General features: G+C 70.9%; 13 protein-coding genes. 9 read left to right on the top strand and 4 right to left on the bottom strand.

Features of this window, described 5'->3' with window-relative positions:
* The 3 genes from ABSF49_RS14195 to ABSF49_RS14185 all read left to right on the top strand — a co-directional run.
* The coding region (locus tag ABSF49_RS14195; protein WP_424113307.1) for an alkene reductase at positions 1 to 936 on the top strand (936 nt) is incomplete at its 5' end.
* Positions 937 to 1,007: 71 nt separating this feature from the next.
* Positions 1,008 to 1,289, top strand: a complete 282-nt coding sequence (locus tag ABSF49_RS14190) for a type II toxin-antitoxin system RelE/ParE family toxin (RefSeq protein WP_424113306.1) — start codon at positions 1,008 to 1,010, stop codon at positions 1,287 to 1,289.
* 10 nt (positions 1,290 to 1,299) lie between these two features.
* Positions 1,300 to 1,596 (top strand): HigA family addiction module antitoxin, encoded by a 297-nt coding sequence (locus ABSF49_RS14185; protein ID WP_424113305.1) that lies wholly within the window; start codon positions 1,300 to 1,302, stop codon positions 1,594 to 1,596.
* 15 nt (positions 1,597 to 1,611) lie between these two features.
* Here the strand turns inward: ABSF49_RS14185 and ABSF49_RS14180 are convergent, their stop codons facing one another.
* Positions 1,612 to 2,769: a ceramide glucosyltransferase gene (locus ABSF49_RS14180; RefSeq protein ID WP_424113304.1), complete on the bottom strand. Its 1,158-nt coding sequence runs from the start codon at positions 2,767 to 2,769 to the stop codon at positions 1,612 to 1,614.
* Between the two features lie 81 nt (positions 2,770 to 2,850).
* On the opposite strand from ABSF49_RS14180, the gene gltX reads away from it, so the two are divergent.
* A complete protein-coding gene (gltX, locus tag ABSF49_RS14175; protein ID WP_424113303.1) occupies positions 2,851 to 4,200 on the top strand; it encodes a glutamate--tRNA ligase in 1,350 nt (449 codons plus the stop codon).
* Here the strand turns inward: gltX and ABSF49_RS14170 are convergent.
* Positions 4,163 to 5,332, bottom strand: a complete 1,170-nt coding sequence (locus ABSF49_RS14170; RefSeq protein WP_424113302.1) for a DUF2865 domain-containing protein — start codon at positions 5,330 to 5,332, stop codon at positions 4,163 to 4,165. The genes gltX and ABSF49_RS14170 overlap by 38 nt on opposite strands.
* A 219-nt stretch (positions 5,333 to 5,551) precedes the next feature.
* Here ABSF49_RS14170 and xseA point away from each other — a divergent pair, with 219 nt between their 5' ends.
* Complete coding sequence (xseA, locus tag ABSF49_RS14165) at positions 5,552 to 7,120, top strand: exodeoxyribonuclease VII large subunit (RefSeq protein ID WP_424113301.1); 1,569 nt, start codon at positions 5,552 to 5,554, stop codon at positions 7,118 to 7,120.
* A 22-nt stretch (positions 7,121 to 7,142) separates the two neighbouring features.
* Here the strand turns inward: xseA and ABSF49_RS14160 are convergent, their stop codons facing one another.
* Positions 7,143 to 7,970 carry a glutamine amidotransferase gene (locus tag ABSF49_RS14160; protein WP_424113300.1) on the bottom strand — a complete coding sequence of 276 codons (828 nt, stop codon included), beginning with the start codon at positions 7,968 to 7,970 and terminating at the stop codon, positions 7,143 to 7,145.
* Positions 7,971 to 8,024: 54 nt separating this feature from the next.
* Here ABSF49_RS14160 and ABSF49_RS14155 point away from each other — a divergent pair, with 54 nt between their 5' ends.
* The 3 genes from ABSF49_RS14155 to pth all read left to right on the top strand — a co-directional run bounded on the left by ABSF49_RS14155 (position 8,025) and on the right by pth (position 10,221).
* The gene (locus ABSF49_RS14155) at positions 8,025 to 8,507 is read left to right on the top strand and encodes a T6SS amidase immunity protein Tai4 family protein (protein WP_424113299.1); all 483 of its coding nucleotides are present in this window, start codon (positions 8,025 to 8,027) and stop codon (positions 8,505 to 8,507) included.
* A gap of 248 nt (positions 8,508 to 8,755) precedes the next feature.
* On the top strand, positions 8,756 to 9,529 hold the full coding sequence (locus ABSF49_RS14150) for a 50S ribosomal protein L25/general stress protein Ctc (RefSeq protein WP_424113298.1): 774 nt from the start codon (positions 8,756 to 8,758) through the stop codon (positions 9,527 to 9,529).
* A gap of 86 nt (positions 9,530 to 9,615) precedes the next feature.
* The gene (gene pth / locus ABSF49_RS14145) at positions 9,616 to 10,221 is read left to right on the top strand and encodes an aminoacyl-tRNA hydrolase (RefSeq protein ID WP_424113297.1); all 606 of its coding nucleotides are present in this window, start codon (positions 9,616 to 9,618) and stop codon (positions 10,219 to 10,221) included.
* Positions 10,222 to 10,388: 167 nt separating this feature from the next.
* Here pth and ABSF49_RS14140 read toward each other — a convergent pair whose 3' ends face one another.
* Positions 10,389 to 13,928 carry a hybrid sensor histidine kinase/response regulator gene (locus ABSF49_RS14140; RefSeq protein ID WP_424113296.1) on the bottom strand — a complete coding sequence of 1,180 codons (3,540 nt, stop codon included), beginning with the start codon at positions 13,926 to 13,928 and terminating at the stop codon, positions 10,389 to 10,391.
* 124 nt (positions 13,929 to 14,052) lie between these two features.
* On the opposite strand from ABSF49_RS14140, the gene ABSF49_RS14135 reads away from it, so the two are divergent.
* A partial coding sequence (locus ABSF49_RS14135) for a P1 family peptidase (protein ID WP_424113295.1) occupies positions 14,053 to 14,996 on the top strand: 944 nt, incomplete at its 3' end.

Genomic DNA, 14,996 nt, shown 5'->3' with positions numbered 1-14,996 from the left:
GCCGGGTTGATCGTCTCCGAAGGCACGCAGATCAGCCGGCAGGGCCAGGGCTATGTCTGGACGCCCGGCCTCTACACCGATAAACAGGTCGAGGGCTGGAGACGGACGACCGACGCCGTCCATGAAGCCGGCGGCCGCATCTTCGCCCAGCTCTGGCACGTCGGCCGCGTCTCGCATGTTTCGCTGCAGCCGAACGGCGGCGCGCCGGTCGCGCCTTCGGCGATCCGCGCCAACACCCGCACCTTCATCGACAGCGGCTTCGCCGAGGTCTCCGAGCCGCGCGCGCTCGAGACGGCGGAGATCGCCGGCATCGTCGCCGATTTCGCCAACGCCGGCGCCAACGCCAAGCGCGCCGGCTTCGACGGCGTGGAAATTCACGGCGCCAACGGTTATCTCGTCGACCAGTTTCTGCGCGACGGCGCCAACAAGCGCGCCGACGCCTATGGCGGCCCGGTCGAGAACCGCGCCCGCTTCGCGCTCGAGATCGTCGACGCGCTCGCCAAGGTGTGGCCTGCGACGCGCATCGGCATCCGCATCGCGCCGACAAGCCCGGCCAACGACGTCGCCGATTCCAACCCGGCGGCGATCTTCGGCCATCTCGTCGCCAAACTGTCGGAGCGCAAGATCGGCTACATCCATGTCGTCGAGGGCGCGACCCAGGGCGACCGCAACATCGCGCCGTTCGACTGGGCGGCGCTGCGGCGCGCCTTCTCCGGCGCCTATATCGCCAACAACGGCTACACGCGCGAGATGGCCGACGCTGCGCTTGCCTCCGGCAATGTCGACCTCGTCGCCTTCGGCCGACCGTTCATCGCCAATCCCGATCTGGTCGAGCGCCTGCGCCGCGGCGCCGAGCTCGCGACCCCCGACCGCACGACGTTCTTCGGCGGCGGCGCGAAGGGTTACACGGATTATCCGGCGCTCAGCGAGGCTTGACGAAGCGCGGACGCGCGGGAATTGGGTTCAAGAGCGCTTGCCGACCGTACTAGAATTGTGTACGACCACAAATGATCCGGTCGTTCAAGGACAAGCGGACTGAGGCGCTCGCCGCCGGTCGAGCGCCGCGTTCGGTCCCGGCGGATGTCGCTCGGCGCGCGGTGACGCGGCTGTTCTTGTTGGACACGGTCACGCGTCTCGAAGACTTGCGGGTTCCGCCTGGCAATCGATTGGAGGCGCTGTCGGGAGAACGACGCGGGCAGCATTCGATTCGCGTGAATGACCAATGGCGAATTTGCTTCGTTTGGCGGGACGGCGACGCCTTCGATGTCGAATTCGTCGACTATCATTGAGGACATGACGATGGCTGCGACGATCCCGATGCCCCATCCCGGCGTCGTGTTGCGCGAGGAATTTCTCGAGCCGATGGGCGTGTCGGTCTATGCGCTCGCCAAGGCGATCCACGTCACGCGCAGCCGCGTCAACGAAATTTGCCGCGGGCGGCAGGCGATTACGGCCAACATCGCCCTGCGTCTGGGTCGTTTCTTCGGCGTCGACCCGCAATGGTTCATGAACATGCAGGCCAAGTACGACCTGCATGTGCAGGCCCAAAAACTCAGCGAAGAACTGGCGCGCATCGCGCCGCGATCGGCCGCCTGACGCGCCCGAGCCCTTTCAGCCGCCGGCGCCGCCGCTGGTCCCTTCGGCGGCGAGCGTCTCTTCGTCGGCCGACATGACGTTGCCGCGCCAGACGAAGCGGGCGTTCATCCAGCCGCTGAGCCACAGCGCCGGCAGCGCAAGGTCGCGCGCCATCCAGGCGGCGGGCGACGACCAGGCCAGCGGCCAGCCGGCGGCGGCGGCAAGCGCCGCTTCGGCGCCATACCAGACCGCCGCCGCGAGCATGACCGCCGCCGGCGCAGTCAGGCCAAGCTCATCGCCGGCGATCGCCGCGGCGGCGAGCGTCAGCAGACTCGTGGTGACGATCTCGGGCGCGAAATAGAGCGGAAAGGTCGCGCGCCTCAGCCGCGCCCAGCGCACCTGCCGCGCCCAGACGTCGCGCAAGCGCCGGGCGCCGAGCGGCTGCTTCGACGGCGGGCTGGCAAGATGGGCGCGCAGACCGGCGCGGTGGACGAGCTTGGTCGAAGCGGCGTCTTCGGCGATCTCGGCCCCGAGCGCCTCGATGCCGCCGCCCGCCTCGAGGACCTCGCGCCGCCACAGCATCGTCTTGCCCTGGGCGAAGCCGAAGCCGAGCGCCTCGGCCGCGTATTGCCAGCGCGCCTGGTAGGTGTTGAGGAAGCCGCATTCGATCTCGGCGGCGAAGCTCGCGGGCCGCGCGCCGAGCGGCGGGGCGCAGACGATGCCGGTGTCGTCGCGCCAGCGCCTCATCAGCCGCTGGATATAGTCGCGCGGCATGAGCACGTTGGAATCGGCGATAATGATCCATGCGCGCCGCGCCGCCTTCCAGCCCTTGACGACATTGTTGAGCTTGGGATTGGCGCTGACGCGGTCGTCGCCGATCAGCAGGCGGGAGGGAACCTCGGGATGCGCGGCCATCGCCCGCCGGGCGATCGGCGCGATCGGATCGGCGGCGTCGGCGACGCAGAAAACGACTTCGTAATCGGGATAGTCGAGGGCGAAGATCGAGGCGAGCGTCTCTTTCGAAAACGCCTCGACGCCGCATAGCGGCTGGACGATGGCGACCGGCGGCGCGTCGGCCGGCGCGGCAAGCGGCCTGCCGCCGCGGCGGCAGCGGACGGCGGCGATGGCGGCGCTGAAGACATGCAGCGCAAGGCCGCCGCCAGCCACGCCGGCGGCCAGGGCGGAGATCGTCATCGGGGTCCCCAGACGGTTTTGCGCCGCGAATCGGCGGTCGGGCGATATTGCCGGGTGTTGGCGACGCTTCTATGAAGGCGCATGGCCGCTCCCCCCACAGTCCGCTTCGCCCCGTCGCCGACCGGGTTCATCCATATCGGCAACGCGCGCACCGCGCTGATCAACTGGCTCTACGCCCTGCGCGCCGGCGGGCGTTTCATCCTGCGCTTCGACGACACCGATCTCGAGCGGTCGCGGCGCGAATACGCCGATGCGATCGAGGCCGACCTCGCCTGGCTCGGCATCGTCCCCGACCTGACATGCCGCCAGTCGGAGCGGATGGCGCTCTACGAGGCGGCGGCGGAAAAGCTGAAACGGGCGGGCCGGCTCTATCCCGCTTACGAGACGGCCGAGGAGCTCGACCGCCGGCGCAAGCGCCAGCAGGCGCTCGGCCGCCCGCCGATCTACGATCGCGCCGCGCTCAAGCTCTCCGACGCCGAGCGCGCTGCGCTCGAAGCCGAGGGCCGCAAGCCGCACTGGCGCTTCAAGCTCGACGCGCGCGTGGTGCATTGGAACGATTCGGTGCGGGGCTCGAGCCATATCGATTGCGCTTCGCTCTCCGATCCGGTGCTCAGGCGCGAGGACGGCAGCTACCTCTACACGCTGCCCTCGGTGGTCGACGACATCGACCTCGGCGTCACCCATGTCATCCGCGGCGACGACCACGTCACCAACACGGCAGTGCAGATCCAGATCTTCGAAGCCTTGGCCGCCGCGGCGCCGGCGTTCGGCCACCACAATTTGCTCACCGACGCCGGCGGCGAAGGCCTGTCGAAGCGCAGCGGCGCGCTGTCGATCCGCTCCTTGCGCGAGAGCGGCGTCGAAGCGCTCGCGGTCGCGGCGCTGGCGGTGCTGGTCGGCTCGGCCGAGGCGGTGCGGCCGGTCGCCTCGCTCGCCGAGCTCGCTGAAAGCTTCGACCTCGCCGACATCTCGCGCGCCGCGGCGCGTTTCGACGAAGCCGAGCTCAGGGCGCTGTCGGCCCGCGTGCTGCATCACCTGCCCTTCGCCGCCGTGCGCGAGCGGCTGGAGGCGCTGGGCGTCGCCGGGCCGATCGCCGCGCCGTTCTGGACGGCGACGCGCGGCAATCTCGCCCGTTTGGACGAAGCGGCGGCGTGGTGGGGGGTCGTTCACGGCGCCATCGCGCCGATCGTCGAGGACCGCGGCTTCCTCGCCGAGGCGGTCGCCTGTCTGCCGGAAGAGCCGTGGGACGAAAAGACCTGGAGCGCGTGGACGGCGACGCTCAAGACCCGGACCGGCCGCAAAGGTCGCGACCTCTACCACCCGCTGCGGCTGGCGCTGACCGGTCGCGAATCGGGGCCGGAGCTCGCCGCCCTGCTGCCGCTGATCGGCCGCCTCAGAGCGTTGGATCGATTATCCGCACCTTCCGCTTGACGCCGTCGGGGCCGACGGTCTCGACCGTCTGACCCTGGCCCTCGCCGTATTTGGCGCCGGTCTGCGCGTCGCCGCCGGCGATGCCCGAGGCTTCGCGGCTGATCGTCGCCGCCTGCTGGCTCAGCGCGTCGACGGAAGGGTCGGCGGTCGCAGCAGCCGGCGTCGCCTTGGCGTCGGGCGTCTTGGCCTTGGCCTTGGCGTCGAACTTCGGCCGCGACAGTTCGATCGACTTTTCCGGCGTGACGAACACGTCGCCCTTCGATTCGCGCCCGAGCTTGGCTTCGGCGCCGGCGAGCGCGTCGGCCCAGCTCTCGCCCTTGCGCTTGCACGAGCAGGTCGGATCGATGCTCTGGCGGTATTTGAGCGCGTTGGGCATGTCCACGTACTTCGCGCCGGTGATCGACACCGCCTGCTCGATCTGGCCCGAGGGCGGATAGGTGTAGAGCGAGACGTCGGCGTTGGGGCAGAGCGCGCGGCACATGTCCTCGAGCCCGCCGAGACGTCCCTGGCTCGCCGAATAGGAGACCGGGAAGAACGCGCCGTCGCAGGCGCGCACGCACACCGCCTTGGAGCCGGCCTCGGCTTCGGTGTTGTCGACCGGCTGGTCGGGGTTCAGCGGCACGGTCTGGACGTCGCTGGGCTGGTGGGCGATCGTGCCGAAGATCGCGTCGAGGAAGTTGGCCGGCTGCTGCTGCTGCGGCTGCTGTTGCGCGGTCGTGCACTGGGCGTTGAAGCGGGCGATCAGCTCGCCGCGTCCGCCGGGGCCGCCGCCGGCGCGCTGCTGCAGCTCGTCGAGATTGGCGCGCATGCGGCCGACCTGGGCGTTGATTTCGCCGCATTGGGGCGGCGGCGCCGCGCCGAAGAACAGGAATTGGCGTCGGTCGCAGCCGATCGACTTGGCGTAGGCGACGGTGCGGTCGAGCTCGGCGCGCTGGCGGTCGGCGGCGGCCTGATATTGCGCCCCCGAATCGCCGCGCGAAGCATCGGCGATCGCCTCGCGCAGCCGCTGGCAGTCAGCGCTCAGTTGCTGGGCGGAGACGCGACCGCCGAAGACGGCGGCGGCGACCGCCACCGCCAAAACCAGTCCGAGGGCGACGCGACGGGCGAAGGTCTCGATCGTGCGCTTGCTCATGCCGCTGCTCTGCTGACCCCAGTCTTCGTTCGGCGCGGGCGTGAGACGCCAACGCTGCAGGTAAAGCCGGCCGAGGCGCCCCTATGGCGGGACAAGGCGGCGAGATCATGGCCCGCTTGCGCCGGCGCGCCGGGCTTGTAGGCATTTTTTCGCCGCCGCGCCATAGGGGCGGCGAAAGACGGCTGGCCGCGGCGGCTCCGCTTGGGCATAGTCGCCGCGATGAGCGATTCCGACGCCCCCGGCGCCAATGCGCCCGAATTCTCGGTCAGCGAGCTGTCGAGCGCGCTCAAGCGCGCGATCGAGGACCGCTTCGGCTACGTGCGGGTGCGCGGCGAGATCTCCGGCTATCGCGGCCCGCATTCGTCCGGCCACGTCTATTTCTCGCTCAAGGATGCCAACGCCCGCCTCGACGCGGTGATCTGGAAGGGCGTGTTCGGCCGCATGCGGATCAAGCCCGAGGAAGGGCTCGAGGTCGTCGTCACCGGCAAGATCACCACCTTTCCCGGCAAGTCCGCCTATCAGATCATCGTCGAATCGCTGGAGCCGGCGGGCGTCGGCGCGCTGATGGCGCTGCTCGAGGCGCGGCGGCGCAAGCTGACCGAAGAGGGGCTGTTCGACGCCGCGCGCAAGCAGTTGCCGCCCTACCTGCCGCGCGTCATCGGCGTCGTCACCTCGCCGACCGGGGCGGTGATCCGCGACATCCTGCACCGCCTCGCCGACCGCTTTCCCGTCCACGTGCTGGTGTGGCCGGTGCGCGTGCAGGGCGAGACTTCGGCCGCCGAGGTCGCCCAGGCGATCCGCGGCTTCAACGCCTTGGCGCCAGGAGGCGCGATTGCGCGGCCCGACCTCATCATCGTCGCCCGCGGCGGCGGCTCGCTCGAGGACCTGTGGAGTTTCAACGAGGAAATCGTCGTGCGCGCGGCGGCGGAGAGCGAAATCCCGCTCGTCTCCGCCGTCGGCCACGAGACCGATTGGACCTTGATCGACCACGCCGCCGATCTGCGCGCGCCGACGCCGACCGCCGCAGCGGAGTTGAGCGTGCCGGTGCGCGCCGAACTGCTGGCGACGCTCGCCGATCTCGCCGGCCGGCTCGCCGGCGCGGCGCTGCGGCTCGCCGAGCGGCGCCGCGCCGAGCTGAGAGCGCTGGCGCGCGCGCTGCCGTCGGGCGAAGCGATCCTCGCCGCGCCGCGCCAGCGCCTCGACGCCGCGCGGGTCGCGCTGCATGCGCGGGCGCGGGCGGGCTTCGACGCGCGCGCGCTGGCGCTCGCCCATCTGTCGCGCCGGCTCGCGCGGCAATCGCCGCAGGCGCGGCTCGCCGGCCTCGCCGAGCGCCGTCGCGGCCTCGCGCAACGGCTCAAGCGCGCCGGCGCGACGCTAACCGAACGACGCGGCGACCGCCTCGTCGCCGCAGTGCGCCGGCTCGCCGCCGCGGCGCAGGGCGAAAGCCGCCGCGGGCAAGAGCGCGCGCGTTCGCTGGGCCAGCTCGAAGGCCGGTTGCGCCGCGCGCTGTTCGAAGCGCAGCGCCGACGCGGCGAGCGCCTGGCGAGAGCCGAGCGCATGTTCGAAGCCGTCAACTACACCAGCGTGCTGGCGCGCGGCTTTGCGCTGGTGCGCGACGCGAAGGGAACGCCGCTGCTGCGCGCCGCGGCGATCGCGCCCGGCCAGCCGCTGCAAATTCAATTCGCCGACGGCGAAATCGCCGCCGCCGCCGACGGGCATGCGGGCGAGCCGCAGGCGAAGCGCGGCAGGCCGAAAGCGGCCAAGGACGACCAGGGGTCGCTGTTCTAGAACGCGCCGCTGCGGGCGGGCCTCAGCGCGGCGAGGCCGCCGCCAAGCCTGTCCCGAATTCAAGCGTCGGCGCGGAGCCCCGGCCGCGCGGCGCATGCACCAGCGGCGTCGGTTCGCGCGTCTCGCCGAGGGCGAGCGCGCCCTCAAGCCACGCCGGCAGCATCGTTGCGAGCCACAGCGCGACGGCGCGATCGTAGCGGAACCAGCCCTCGAGTTGTTCGGACCGCGGCCGCGCGCCCGGCCGGTCGAGCCGCTCGGCCCCGCGCGTCGTCCAGCGGCAGATCATCGCGTAGGTGACCTCGGGATGGAACTGCAGCGCCAGCGCGCGCGACCCGAAGGCGAAAGCCTGATTGGGGAACGCGCCGTCGCTCGCCGCCAGCAGCCGCGCGCCGCGCGGCAGCGCGAAGCCGTCGCAGTGCCAATGATAGACGCTGCGGGGGAACGGCGCGGCGCAGAGCCGGTCCGCGTCCGGCGTCGGCGCGATCGGGTAATAGCCGATCTCGCTGCGCTTGTCGGGATAGGTGAAGACCGCAGCGCCCAAATGGCGGGCGAGCATCTGCGCGCCGAGGCAGACGCCGAGCAGCGGCTTATCCTCGCTGAGCGGCACGGCGAGCCAGTCGATCTCGCGCCGGACCCAGTCGAGGTGGTCGTCGTTGGCGCTCATCGGTCCGCCGAAGACGATCGCGCCGGCGTGCTCGGCGAGGGTCGCCGGCAGCGGCTCGCCGAGGCTCGGGCGGCGAATGTCGAGCGCGAAGCCGCGCTCAGCCAGCATCGCCCCGATTCGGCCCGGCGTCGAATGGTCCTGGTGCAGGACGATCAGCACTTTGTCGCGCCTGTCGCGCTCAAGCATCATGCCGCTCCGTTACGACGCAATCCCTTGCGCCGTCTGGGAATCGCCCCGATTATGAAGCAAGTTCCGCGCCGTTTAGTTAACGTAGCCTGCGCTCGCGCGCCAGCCCCGCCGACGGGCGGGAGGAATCCGTCCCGCATCCCCGGCGAAACCCGCCTGAGGCTCCATATGTTTTCCCGAATCGCCGCCATCTTCGCCTGCCTTTTCGCCTCAATGCCCGCTCACGCCGTCGCCGGCGAGGTCCGCGTCGAATATTCCCCAGTTGAATATCTCAAGAACTTCGCGTTGAGCATCTGCGTGGCGGACGGATATACGTCTGAGGAAGCGAAGAAAGACAGCTTAGCTGCAGCCGACGGTTACTCCGAACTTGGCGGCTTGCCGTTCGAGGCCTACGAACGGGCCGAATCGCTCGCCAGACAATTTCTGGCAAAGACATACGAAAGCGCTTCCGGCCAATCGCTGACCTTGATGAAATGCATCGATTTGTTTCACAGCAAGGAACTCGATCGCATTGCAAGAGCGTATTCCAATAAATAGAATTCACGGCCGGTTGCGCTTCGATTCGAGACGTTGACGCCGAAAACGCAGACAGGCTTCGAGGCGGCGGGAAACGCCGGCTATTTCCCTTGGCCGCGACGGCGCGCCGACGCGGCCCGCGCCGGCCGGCGGCGCGTCAGCTTGAAATCCGTCGGTCTTGCCCTCGCGCCGCTGCGCCATTATAAGCCCGGCTTCGCGCCGTTTCCGACACCCCTGGAGGCGTGGCGCGCTCGAAAAGGATATTCGACATGGCAGCGATCAAGCAGCTCGCGGCCGTGACGCGCAGCGGGATTGGCAAGGGGGCCGCCCGCTCTGTTCGTCGCGAAGGCCGCGTTCCCGGAGTCGTCTACGGCGGCGGCGAGCCGGCCGAGCCGATCTCGGTCGACTTCAAAGACCTCAACAGGTTCATCTATTCCGGTCAGTTCCTGACCTCGATCTTCGAGATCGACATCGAGGGCCGCAAGCAGCGGGTGCTGCCGCGCGACTACCAGCTCGACGCGGTGACCGACACGCCGATGCACGTCGACTTCTTCCGCCTCAAGGCGGGCACGCGCGTGCGCATCGCGGTGCCGGTGCGCGTGATCAACCGCGACGCTTCGCCCGGCCTCAAGAAGGGCGGCGCGGTCAACCTCGTGCTGCACAGCGTCGAGCTGATCGTCCCGGCCGAGTCGATCCCCGAATCGATCATCGTCGACCTCACCGGCTTGGACTTCCACGATTCGGTGCACGTGACCGCGCTCAAGCTGCCGGAAGGCTGCAAGCCGGCCGACACCCGCATCGACTACACCGTCGTGACGGTGGTGCCGCCGACCATCTTCACCGAGGAGACGCCTGTCGCCGCCGCCGCCGCGACGACGGCCGCCGCGCCTGGCGCCGCCGCTCCCGCCGAGGGCGCGCCTGCGGCCGCCGCCGGCGCCGCGGCCCCGGCCGCCGGCGCCGCCGCCGCCGCCCCGGCCAAGGGCGCCGCCGCCGCGCCGGCCAAGGGCGCCGCCGCGCCGGCCAAGCCGGCCGGCAAGAAGTAACGCGCCGGCTTCGCGCCGCGCGCTTCAACGCGTCAGGCCCGTCCGCCCATCCCGGCGGGCGGGCCTTTTTTAAATCGCGAGGGGACATGCTGCTCATCGCAGGGCTCGGCAATCCCGGCGCCGAACACGCCCGCAATCGCCACAACATCGGCTTCATGGCGTTGAGGCGCATCGCCGACGAGCATCGCATCGGCCCGTTCCGCTCGCGCTTCCAGGGGCTGATCGCCGAGGGGCCGATCGGCGGCGAGCGCGTCGCGCTGTTGCTGCCGCAGACCTACATGAACGAATCCGGGCGCAGCGTCGGCGAGGCGATGCGCTTCTACAAGCTCGGCCTCGAGTCGATCATTGTCGTCCACGACGAACTCGACCTCGCGCCGGGCAAGGTCAGGGTCAAGGTCGGCGGCGGCGCGGCCGGCCACAACGGCCTGCGCTCGATCACCGCCCATGTCGGCAACGACTACAAGCGCGTGCGGCTGGGCATCGGCCACCCCGGCGACAAGGACCTCGTCTATCCCTACGTGCTCGGCAACTTCGCCAAGTCGGAGATGGGCTGGGTCGAAGCGGTCTGCGACGCCGTCGCGGGCGCCGCCGATTTGTTGACCCAAGGCCAGGACGCCAGCTTCCAGAACAAGGTCCACCTCGCGCTCGAGGCGGCGGGATTTGCGGGGAAGGACGCGAAGGAAGAGGGGTAGAGCCGTCCTCCATTCGGCCCCGACCGCCGTCATGGCCGGGCTTGACCCGGCCATCCAGGCAGTGTCGGACGAAGGATCGGCGGGACGCCTTCGCGGCGGCCTTCTCTGCAAAGGATCCGCTTGGATGGCCGGGTCAAGCCCGGCCATGACGCCAAAGGCGACTCCCCCTACTCCGCCGCCTCGCGCAGCGCCTGGCAGCGGCGCAGTTGGGCGCGCAAGGGGGCGGGCTTCAGCGGCTTGTTGAGCAAGGCGACGTCGGCGCGCGCCGCCGCTTCGCGCACTTCGACGCTGCGGTCGGCGGTGGCGAGGATCGCCGGCGTGCGCTCGCCGAGCTGATGGCGCAGCGCGGCGATCGCGCTGAGGCCGTCGCCTTCGTCGAGATGGTAGTCGGCGACGATCGCATCGGGCAGGCCGTCGAGCGTCGCCAGCGCCGCGCGCGCTTCGCGCAGGTCAAGCGCGATCGCGACCTTGCAGCCCCATTTGGTCAGCAGCGCGCGCATGCCGTCGAGCACGCGCGGCTCGTTGTCGATCGCCAGCACGCGCAGGCCCATCAGCGCGTCGGGGGCGACGTGCGGCTCCGGCGCGCCCGGCTCGGCGGCGGGCGCGACGCCGATCGCGCCGCGCGGCGCGGCGACCGAGAACACCGAGCCGCGGCCCGGCCACGAGCGCACCGCGATCGGGTGGCCGAGCACGCGTCCGAGCCGTTCGACGATCGACAGGCCGAGGCCGAGGCCGCGCGCCGCCCGCGCCCCCTGCTCGAGCCGCTGGAACTCCTCGAACACCAACCGCTGCTGGTTGGCGGGAATGCCGAGGCCGGTGTCCCACACTTCGATCCGCACCTGACCGCCGACGAGGCGCCGACAGCCGACCACAACGCGGCCTTTGGGCGTGTATTTGAGCGCGTTGGAGACGAGGTTCTGCAGCAGGCGGCGCATCAGCCGCCGGTCGGAGCGCACGACTGCCGACGAAGGCTCGAACCGCAGCGTCAGTCCCTTGGCGCGCGCCGTCGGCGCGAACTCGATCTCGAGCTGACGGAACACGTCGGCGATCGCGAAATCGGCGATTTGCGGCCGCGTCGCGCCGGCGTCAAGGCGGGAGATGTCGAGCAGCGCCGAGAGGATCTCCTCGACCGCTTCGAGCGAAAGGTCGACGTTGCGCACCAGCGCGACGCGCTCCTCGACGGCGCCGTGGGCGGCGACCTCCGACAGCGAACTGGCGTAGAGCCGCGCCGCGTTGAGCGGCTGCAAGATGTCGTGGCCGGCGGCGGCGAGGAAGCGCGTCTTGGAGAGGTTCGCTTCCTCCGCCGCAGTCTTGGCGCTGGCGAGTTCGCCGTTGAGCCGTTCAAGATCGGCGGTGCGCTCGCGCACCCGGCGCTCCAGCCGTTCGTTGGTCGCGGCGAGATCTTCTTCGGCCAGCACCGTCTGGGTGACGTCGGTGTAGGTGGTGACGATGCCGCCGTCGGGCAGGCGCGCCGAGCGGATCTCCAGCACCCTGAGCGAGGGATGGAGCCTGAGGCGGATCGGCTCCTCGTGATTGAGCAGGCTCTCGAGCCGCTCGGCGACCAGATCATCGGTGCGGCCCGGGCCGTAGGCGCCGCGCGCGGCGTTGAAGCGGACGATCTCGTCGAGGCCGACGCCAACCCGCATCTTCGACGGCGGCAGGGCGAAGAGGTCGGCGAACTCGCGGTTCCAGGCGGTGAGCGCGAGATTGTTGTCGAACACGGTGATGCCCTGGCGCGCGTGGTCGAGGGCGTGCTGCAACTGGTCGCGGCTCGACTGGATCGCCGCCGACGCGTCGTCGAGCAGCTTCAGCGCCGACTTGCCCGACATGGCGCGACGACGCAGCAGCAGCGACAGGACCAGACGCGAGGTCGAGGCGCCGATCGCCGGCGACAGCAGGTGCTCGGCGTGACGGATCAGATGCGCGTCGGCCTCTTTGGCCGGCGTGAGGTCGAGCCCGCGCTCGCGCTGGAACGTCTCGAACGCGCGCTGCGCTCGTTCCGCGCCGAGATAGCGCGCGACCGTCGCCTCGAGCTCGCCGGTCGTGGTCGAGGCGCGCCACAGCCGGAACGCCTGCGGCTTGCCGCTCGGCGCGGCGCCGACGAAAGCGGTCGCCTGCATCCGTTCGAGCGGCGTCGCCTTGCGCGTCAGCGAGGCGACGACGAAGGCGAGGATGTTGAGGCCGAGCGACAGCACGACGCCGCCGACCAGCGGATAGGCCGAGAAGCCGGTCAACGCGGCCGGACGCAGCCAGGCGAAGCCGAGCGGCCCGTTGGCGAGGAATTCCGACAGAGCGCCCTCGCCGTTGAGCGAGGGCAGCAGCAGCAGGTAGAACCACGCCGCCAGGCCCGCCGACATCCCGACGACCGCGCCGCGCGAGGTGCCGCGCCGCCAGACGAGCCCGCCGAGGAAGGCCGGGCCGATCTGCGCCACCGCGGCGAAGGACAGCAGGCCGATCGAAGCGAGCGCCGCCGCGCCGGTCAGCCGCGCGTAGAAATAGCCGAGCGTCAGCACGCCGAGAATGGCGAGGCGGCGCACGGTGAGCACGCGCTTGCCGATCTCGCCCGCCGCCGCTGCGTCGCCCTGCGCGGCCCGGCCGCGCAGCAGGATCGGCATGACGAGATCGTTGGAGACGGTGATCGCCAGCGCGACGCTGTCGACCACCACCATGCCGGTCGCCGCCGACAGGCCGCCGAGCATGGTGGTCAGCGCGAGCATATGCGCGCCGGCGTTGAGCGGCAGCGCCAGCACGGTGAGGTCGCGGTCGATCGCGCCGTCGGGGAAGGTCAGCAGGCCGGCGATCGCCAGCGGCGCGACGAACAGGTTGATCAGGACGAGATAGATCGGGAACAGCCAGGCGGCGCGGGCGATGTCGGCGCGACCGCGGCTCTCGACCACGCTGACGTGGAACTGGCGGGGCAGCAGCAGGATCGCCAGCGCCGACAGCAGCGTCGTCGTCAGCCAGTTGGCGGGGTCGGGCGGCGCGCGCATCACCGCGGCGATGCGCGGCTCGGCCGCGCCGGCGTGAAACAGCGCGCCGAGGCCGCCGAACAACCCCCAGACGACGAAGGCCCCGACGGCGAGGAAGGCGACGAGCTTGACCACCGACTCGACCGAGATCGCCAGGATCAGCCCGTCCTGATGCTCGGTCGGATCGATCCGCCGCGTGCCGAACGCCATGGCGAAGGCGGCGAGCAGAAAGGTGACGGCGAGGTCGAAGGCGGCGGTCGGCGCGCCGGGCGTCAGCCGCCCGAATTCGAACGAATCGACCACCATCAGCATCGTCTGAGTGATCGACTTGAGCTGCAGCGCGATATAGGGCGCGGAGGCGGTCAGCGCGATCAGCGCGGCGAGCGCCGCCGCCGCCTGCGACTTGCCGTAGCGGGCGGAGACGAAGTCGGCCACCGTGGTCAGGTTCTGCGCGCGCGACAAGTCGCCGATGCGGCCGATCAGGCGATAGCCGAGGCCGACCACCAGGATCGGCCCGATGTAGATCGGCAGGAAATCGAAGCCTTGGGTGGAGGCCAGCCCCACCGAGCCGTAATAGGTCCACGAGGTGCAGTAGATCGCCAGGCTCAGCGAATAGACCAGCGCGCGGTGGCGGCCGATGACGAAGCGCCGCCCGCCGTGATCGCCCCACCAGGCGACGGCGAACAGGAAGCCGACATAGCCGAGCGAGGCGAGAAGGACGGTCGTGCCATTCAGCATGGCGGGAACGCGAGCGTTGGCGACATCGGCGAACTCTACCTGCCGCGGCGGCGCGCGTTAAGGGGCGAGGGCTCCCCCAGGCCTTGCGAAAATGCTAGTCCCCGGCCGGGAAAGGCGCGCAGCGATGAAAAATCTCCTCACCGACGTCCCCGGCCTCAAGGTCGGCAACGCGCATGAGGCGCGGCTCGCGTCGGGAACGACCGCAATCGTGTTCGACGCGCCGGCGACGGCGGGCTTCGCCGTTCCCGGCGGCTCGCCGGCGCTACGCGACACCGGGCTGCTCGCGCCGGAGATGACGGTCGCGCGGGTCGACGCCTTCGTCCTCTCCGGCGGCTCGGTGTTCGGCCTCGACGCGCCGGGCGGCGCGATCGCCTGGCTGCATGCGCGAGGGCGCGGCGTCGCCATCGGCGCGGCGCGGGCGCCGATCGTCCCCGGCGCGGCTTTGTTCGACCTCGACAATGGCGGCGACAAGGGCTGGGGCCGCCGCTCGCCCTATTTCGATCTCGGCTGGGCGGCGGCGGAAAGCGCGGGCCTGGACTTCACGCTCGGCAGCGTCGGCGCCGGCTGCGGCGCGACGACCTGCGACCTCAAGGGCGGGCTCGGCTCGGCGAGCGCGGTTTCGTCAAAAGGCTTCGTCGTCGGCGCGCTCGCCGCGGTCAACGCAGCGGGCAAGGCGACGCGCGGGTCCTCGCCGCGCTTCTGGGCCGCGGCTTACGAGCGCGGGGCCGAATTCGGCGGGCTCGGCGAAGGCGCGCCGTCGGACGACGCGCTCGTCTTCGCGCTGAAGCGCGACGCGCCGGCCAACACCACGCTCGCCGTCGTCGCCACCGACGCCCCGCTCGACAAGGCGCAGGCGACGCGGCTGGCGACGATGGCGACCGCCGGCTTCGCGCTGGCGCTGCGGCCGGCGCACGCGCCCTCCGACGGCGACGTCGTCTTCGCCGCCTCGACGGCGCGCGCCGATCGCGCGCCCGATCTGCGCGACCTCGCCGAGATCGGCGCGCTCGCCGCCGAATGCCTCGCGCGCGCGATCGCCCGCGGCGTCTACGAAGCGGCGCCGCTGCCGTT

Origin of the sequence: Roseiarcus sp. (assembly GCF_049514155.1) — a bacterium.
In the GTDB taxonomy this organism is placed as follows: Bacteria; Pseudomonadota; Alphaproteobacteria; order Rhizobiales; family Beijerinckiaceae; genus Roseiarcus.
The sequence above is the reverse complement of the archived record's forward strand: the minus strand, read 5'-3'. Positions and strand labels throughout refer to the sequence as shown.

Coding starts and splice junctions, on each gene's coding strand:
- ABSF49_RS14190 (WP_424113306.1), top strand. CDS start 1,008: ATGATCCGGTCGTTCAAGGACAAGCGGACTGAGGCGCTCGCCGCCGGT.
- ABSF49_RS14185 (WP_424113305.1), top strand. CDS start 1,300: ATGGCTGCGACGATCCCGATGCCCCATCCCGGCGTCGTGTTGCGCGAG.
- gltX (WP_424113303.1), top strand. CDS start 2,851: ATGGCCGCTCCCCCCACAGTCCGCTTCGCCCCGTCGCCGACCGGGTTC.
- xseA (WP_424113301.1), top strand. CDS start 5,552: ATGAGCGATTCCGACGCCCCCGGCGCCAATGCGCCCGAATTCTCGGTC.
- ABSF49_RS14155 (WP_424113299.1), top strand. CDS start 8,025: ATGAAGCAAGTTCCGCGCCGTTTAGTTAACGTAGCCTGCGCTCGCGCG.
- ABSF49_RS14140 (WP_424113296.1), bottom strand. CDS start 13,928: ATGCTGAATGGCACGACCGTCCTTCTCGCCTCGCTCGGCTATGTCGGC.
- ABSF49_RS14150 (WP_424113298.1), top strand. CDS start 8,756: ATGGCAGCGATCAAGCAGCTCGCGGCCGTGACGCGCAGCGGGATTGGC.
- ABSF49_RS14180 (WP_424113304.1), bottom strand. CDS start 2,769: ATGACGATCTCCGCCCTGGCCGCCGGCGTGGCTGGCGGCGGCCTTGCG.
- pth (WP_424113297.1), top strand. CDS start 9,616: ATGCTGCTCATCGCAGGGCTCGGCAATCCCGGCGCCGAACACGCCCGC.
- ABSF49_RS14160 (WP_424113300.1), bottom strand. CDS start 7,970: ATGCTTGAGCGCGACAGGCGCGACAAAGTGCTGATCGTCCTGCACCAG.
- ABSF49_RS14170 (WP_424113302.1), bottom strand. CDS start 5,332: ATGAGCAAGCGCACGATCGAGACCTTCGCCCGTCGCGTCGCCCTCGGA.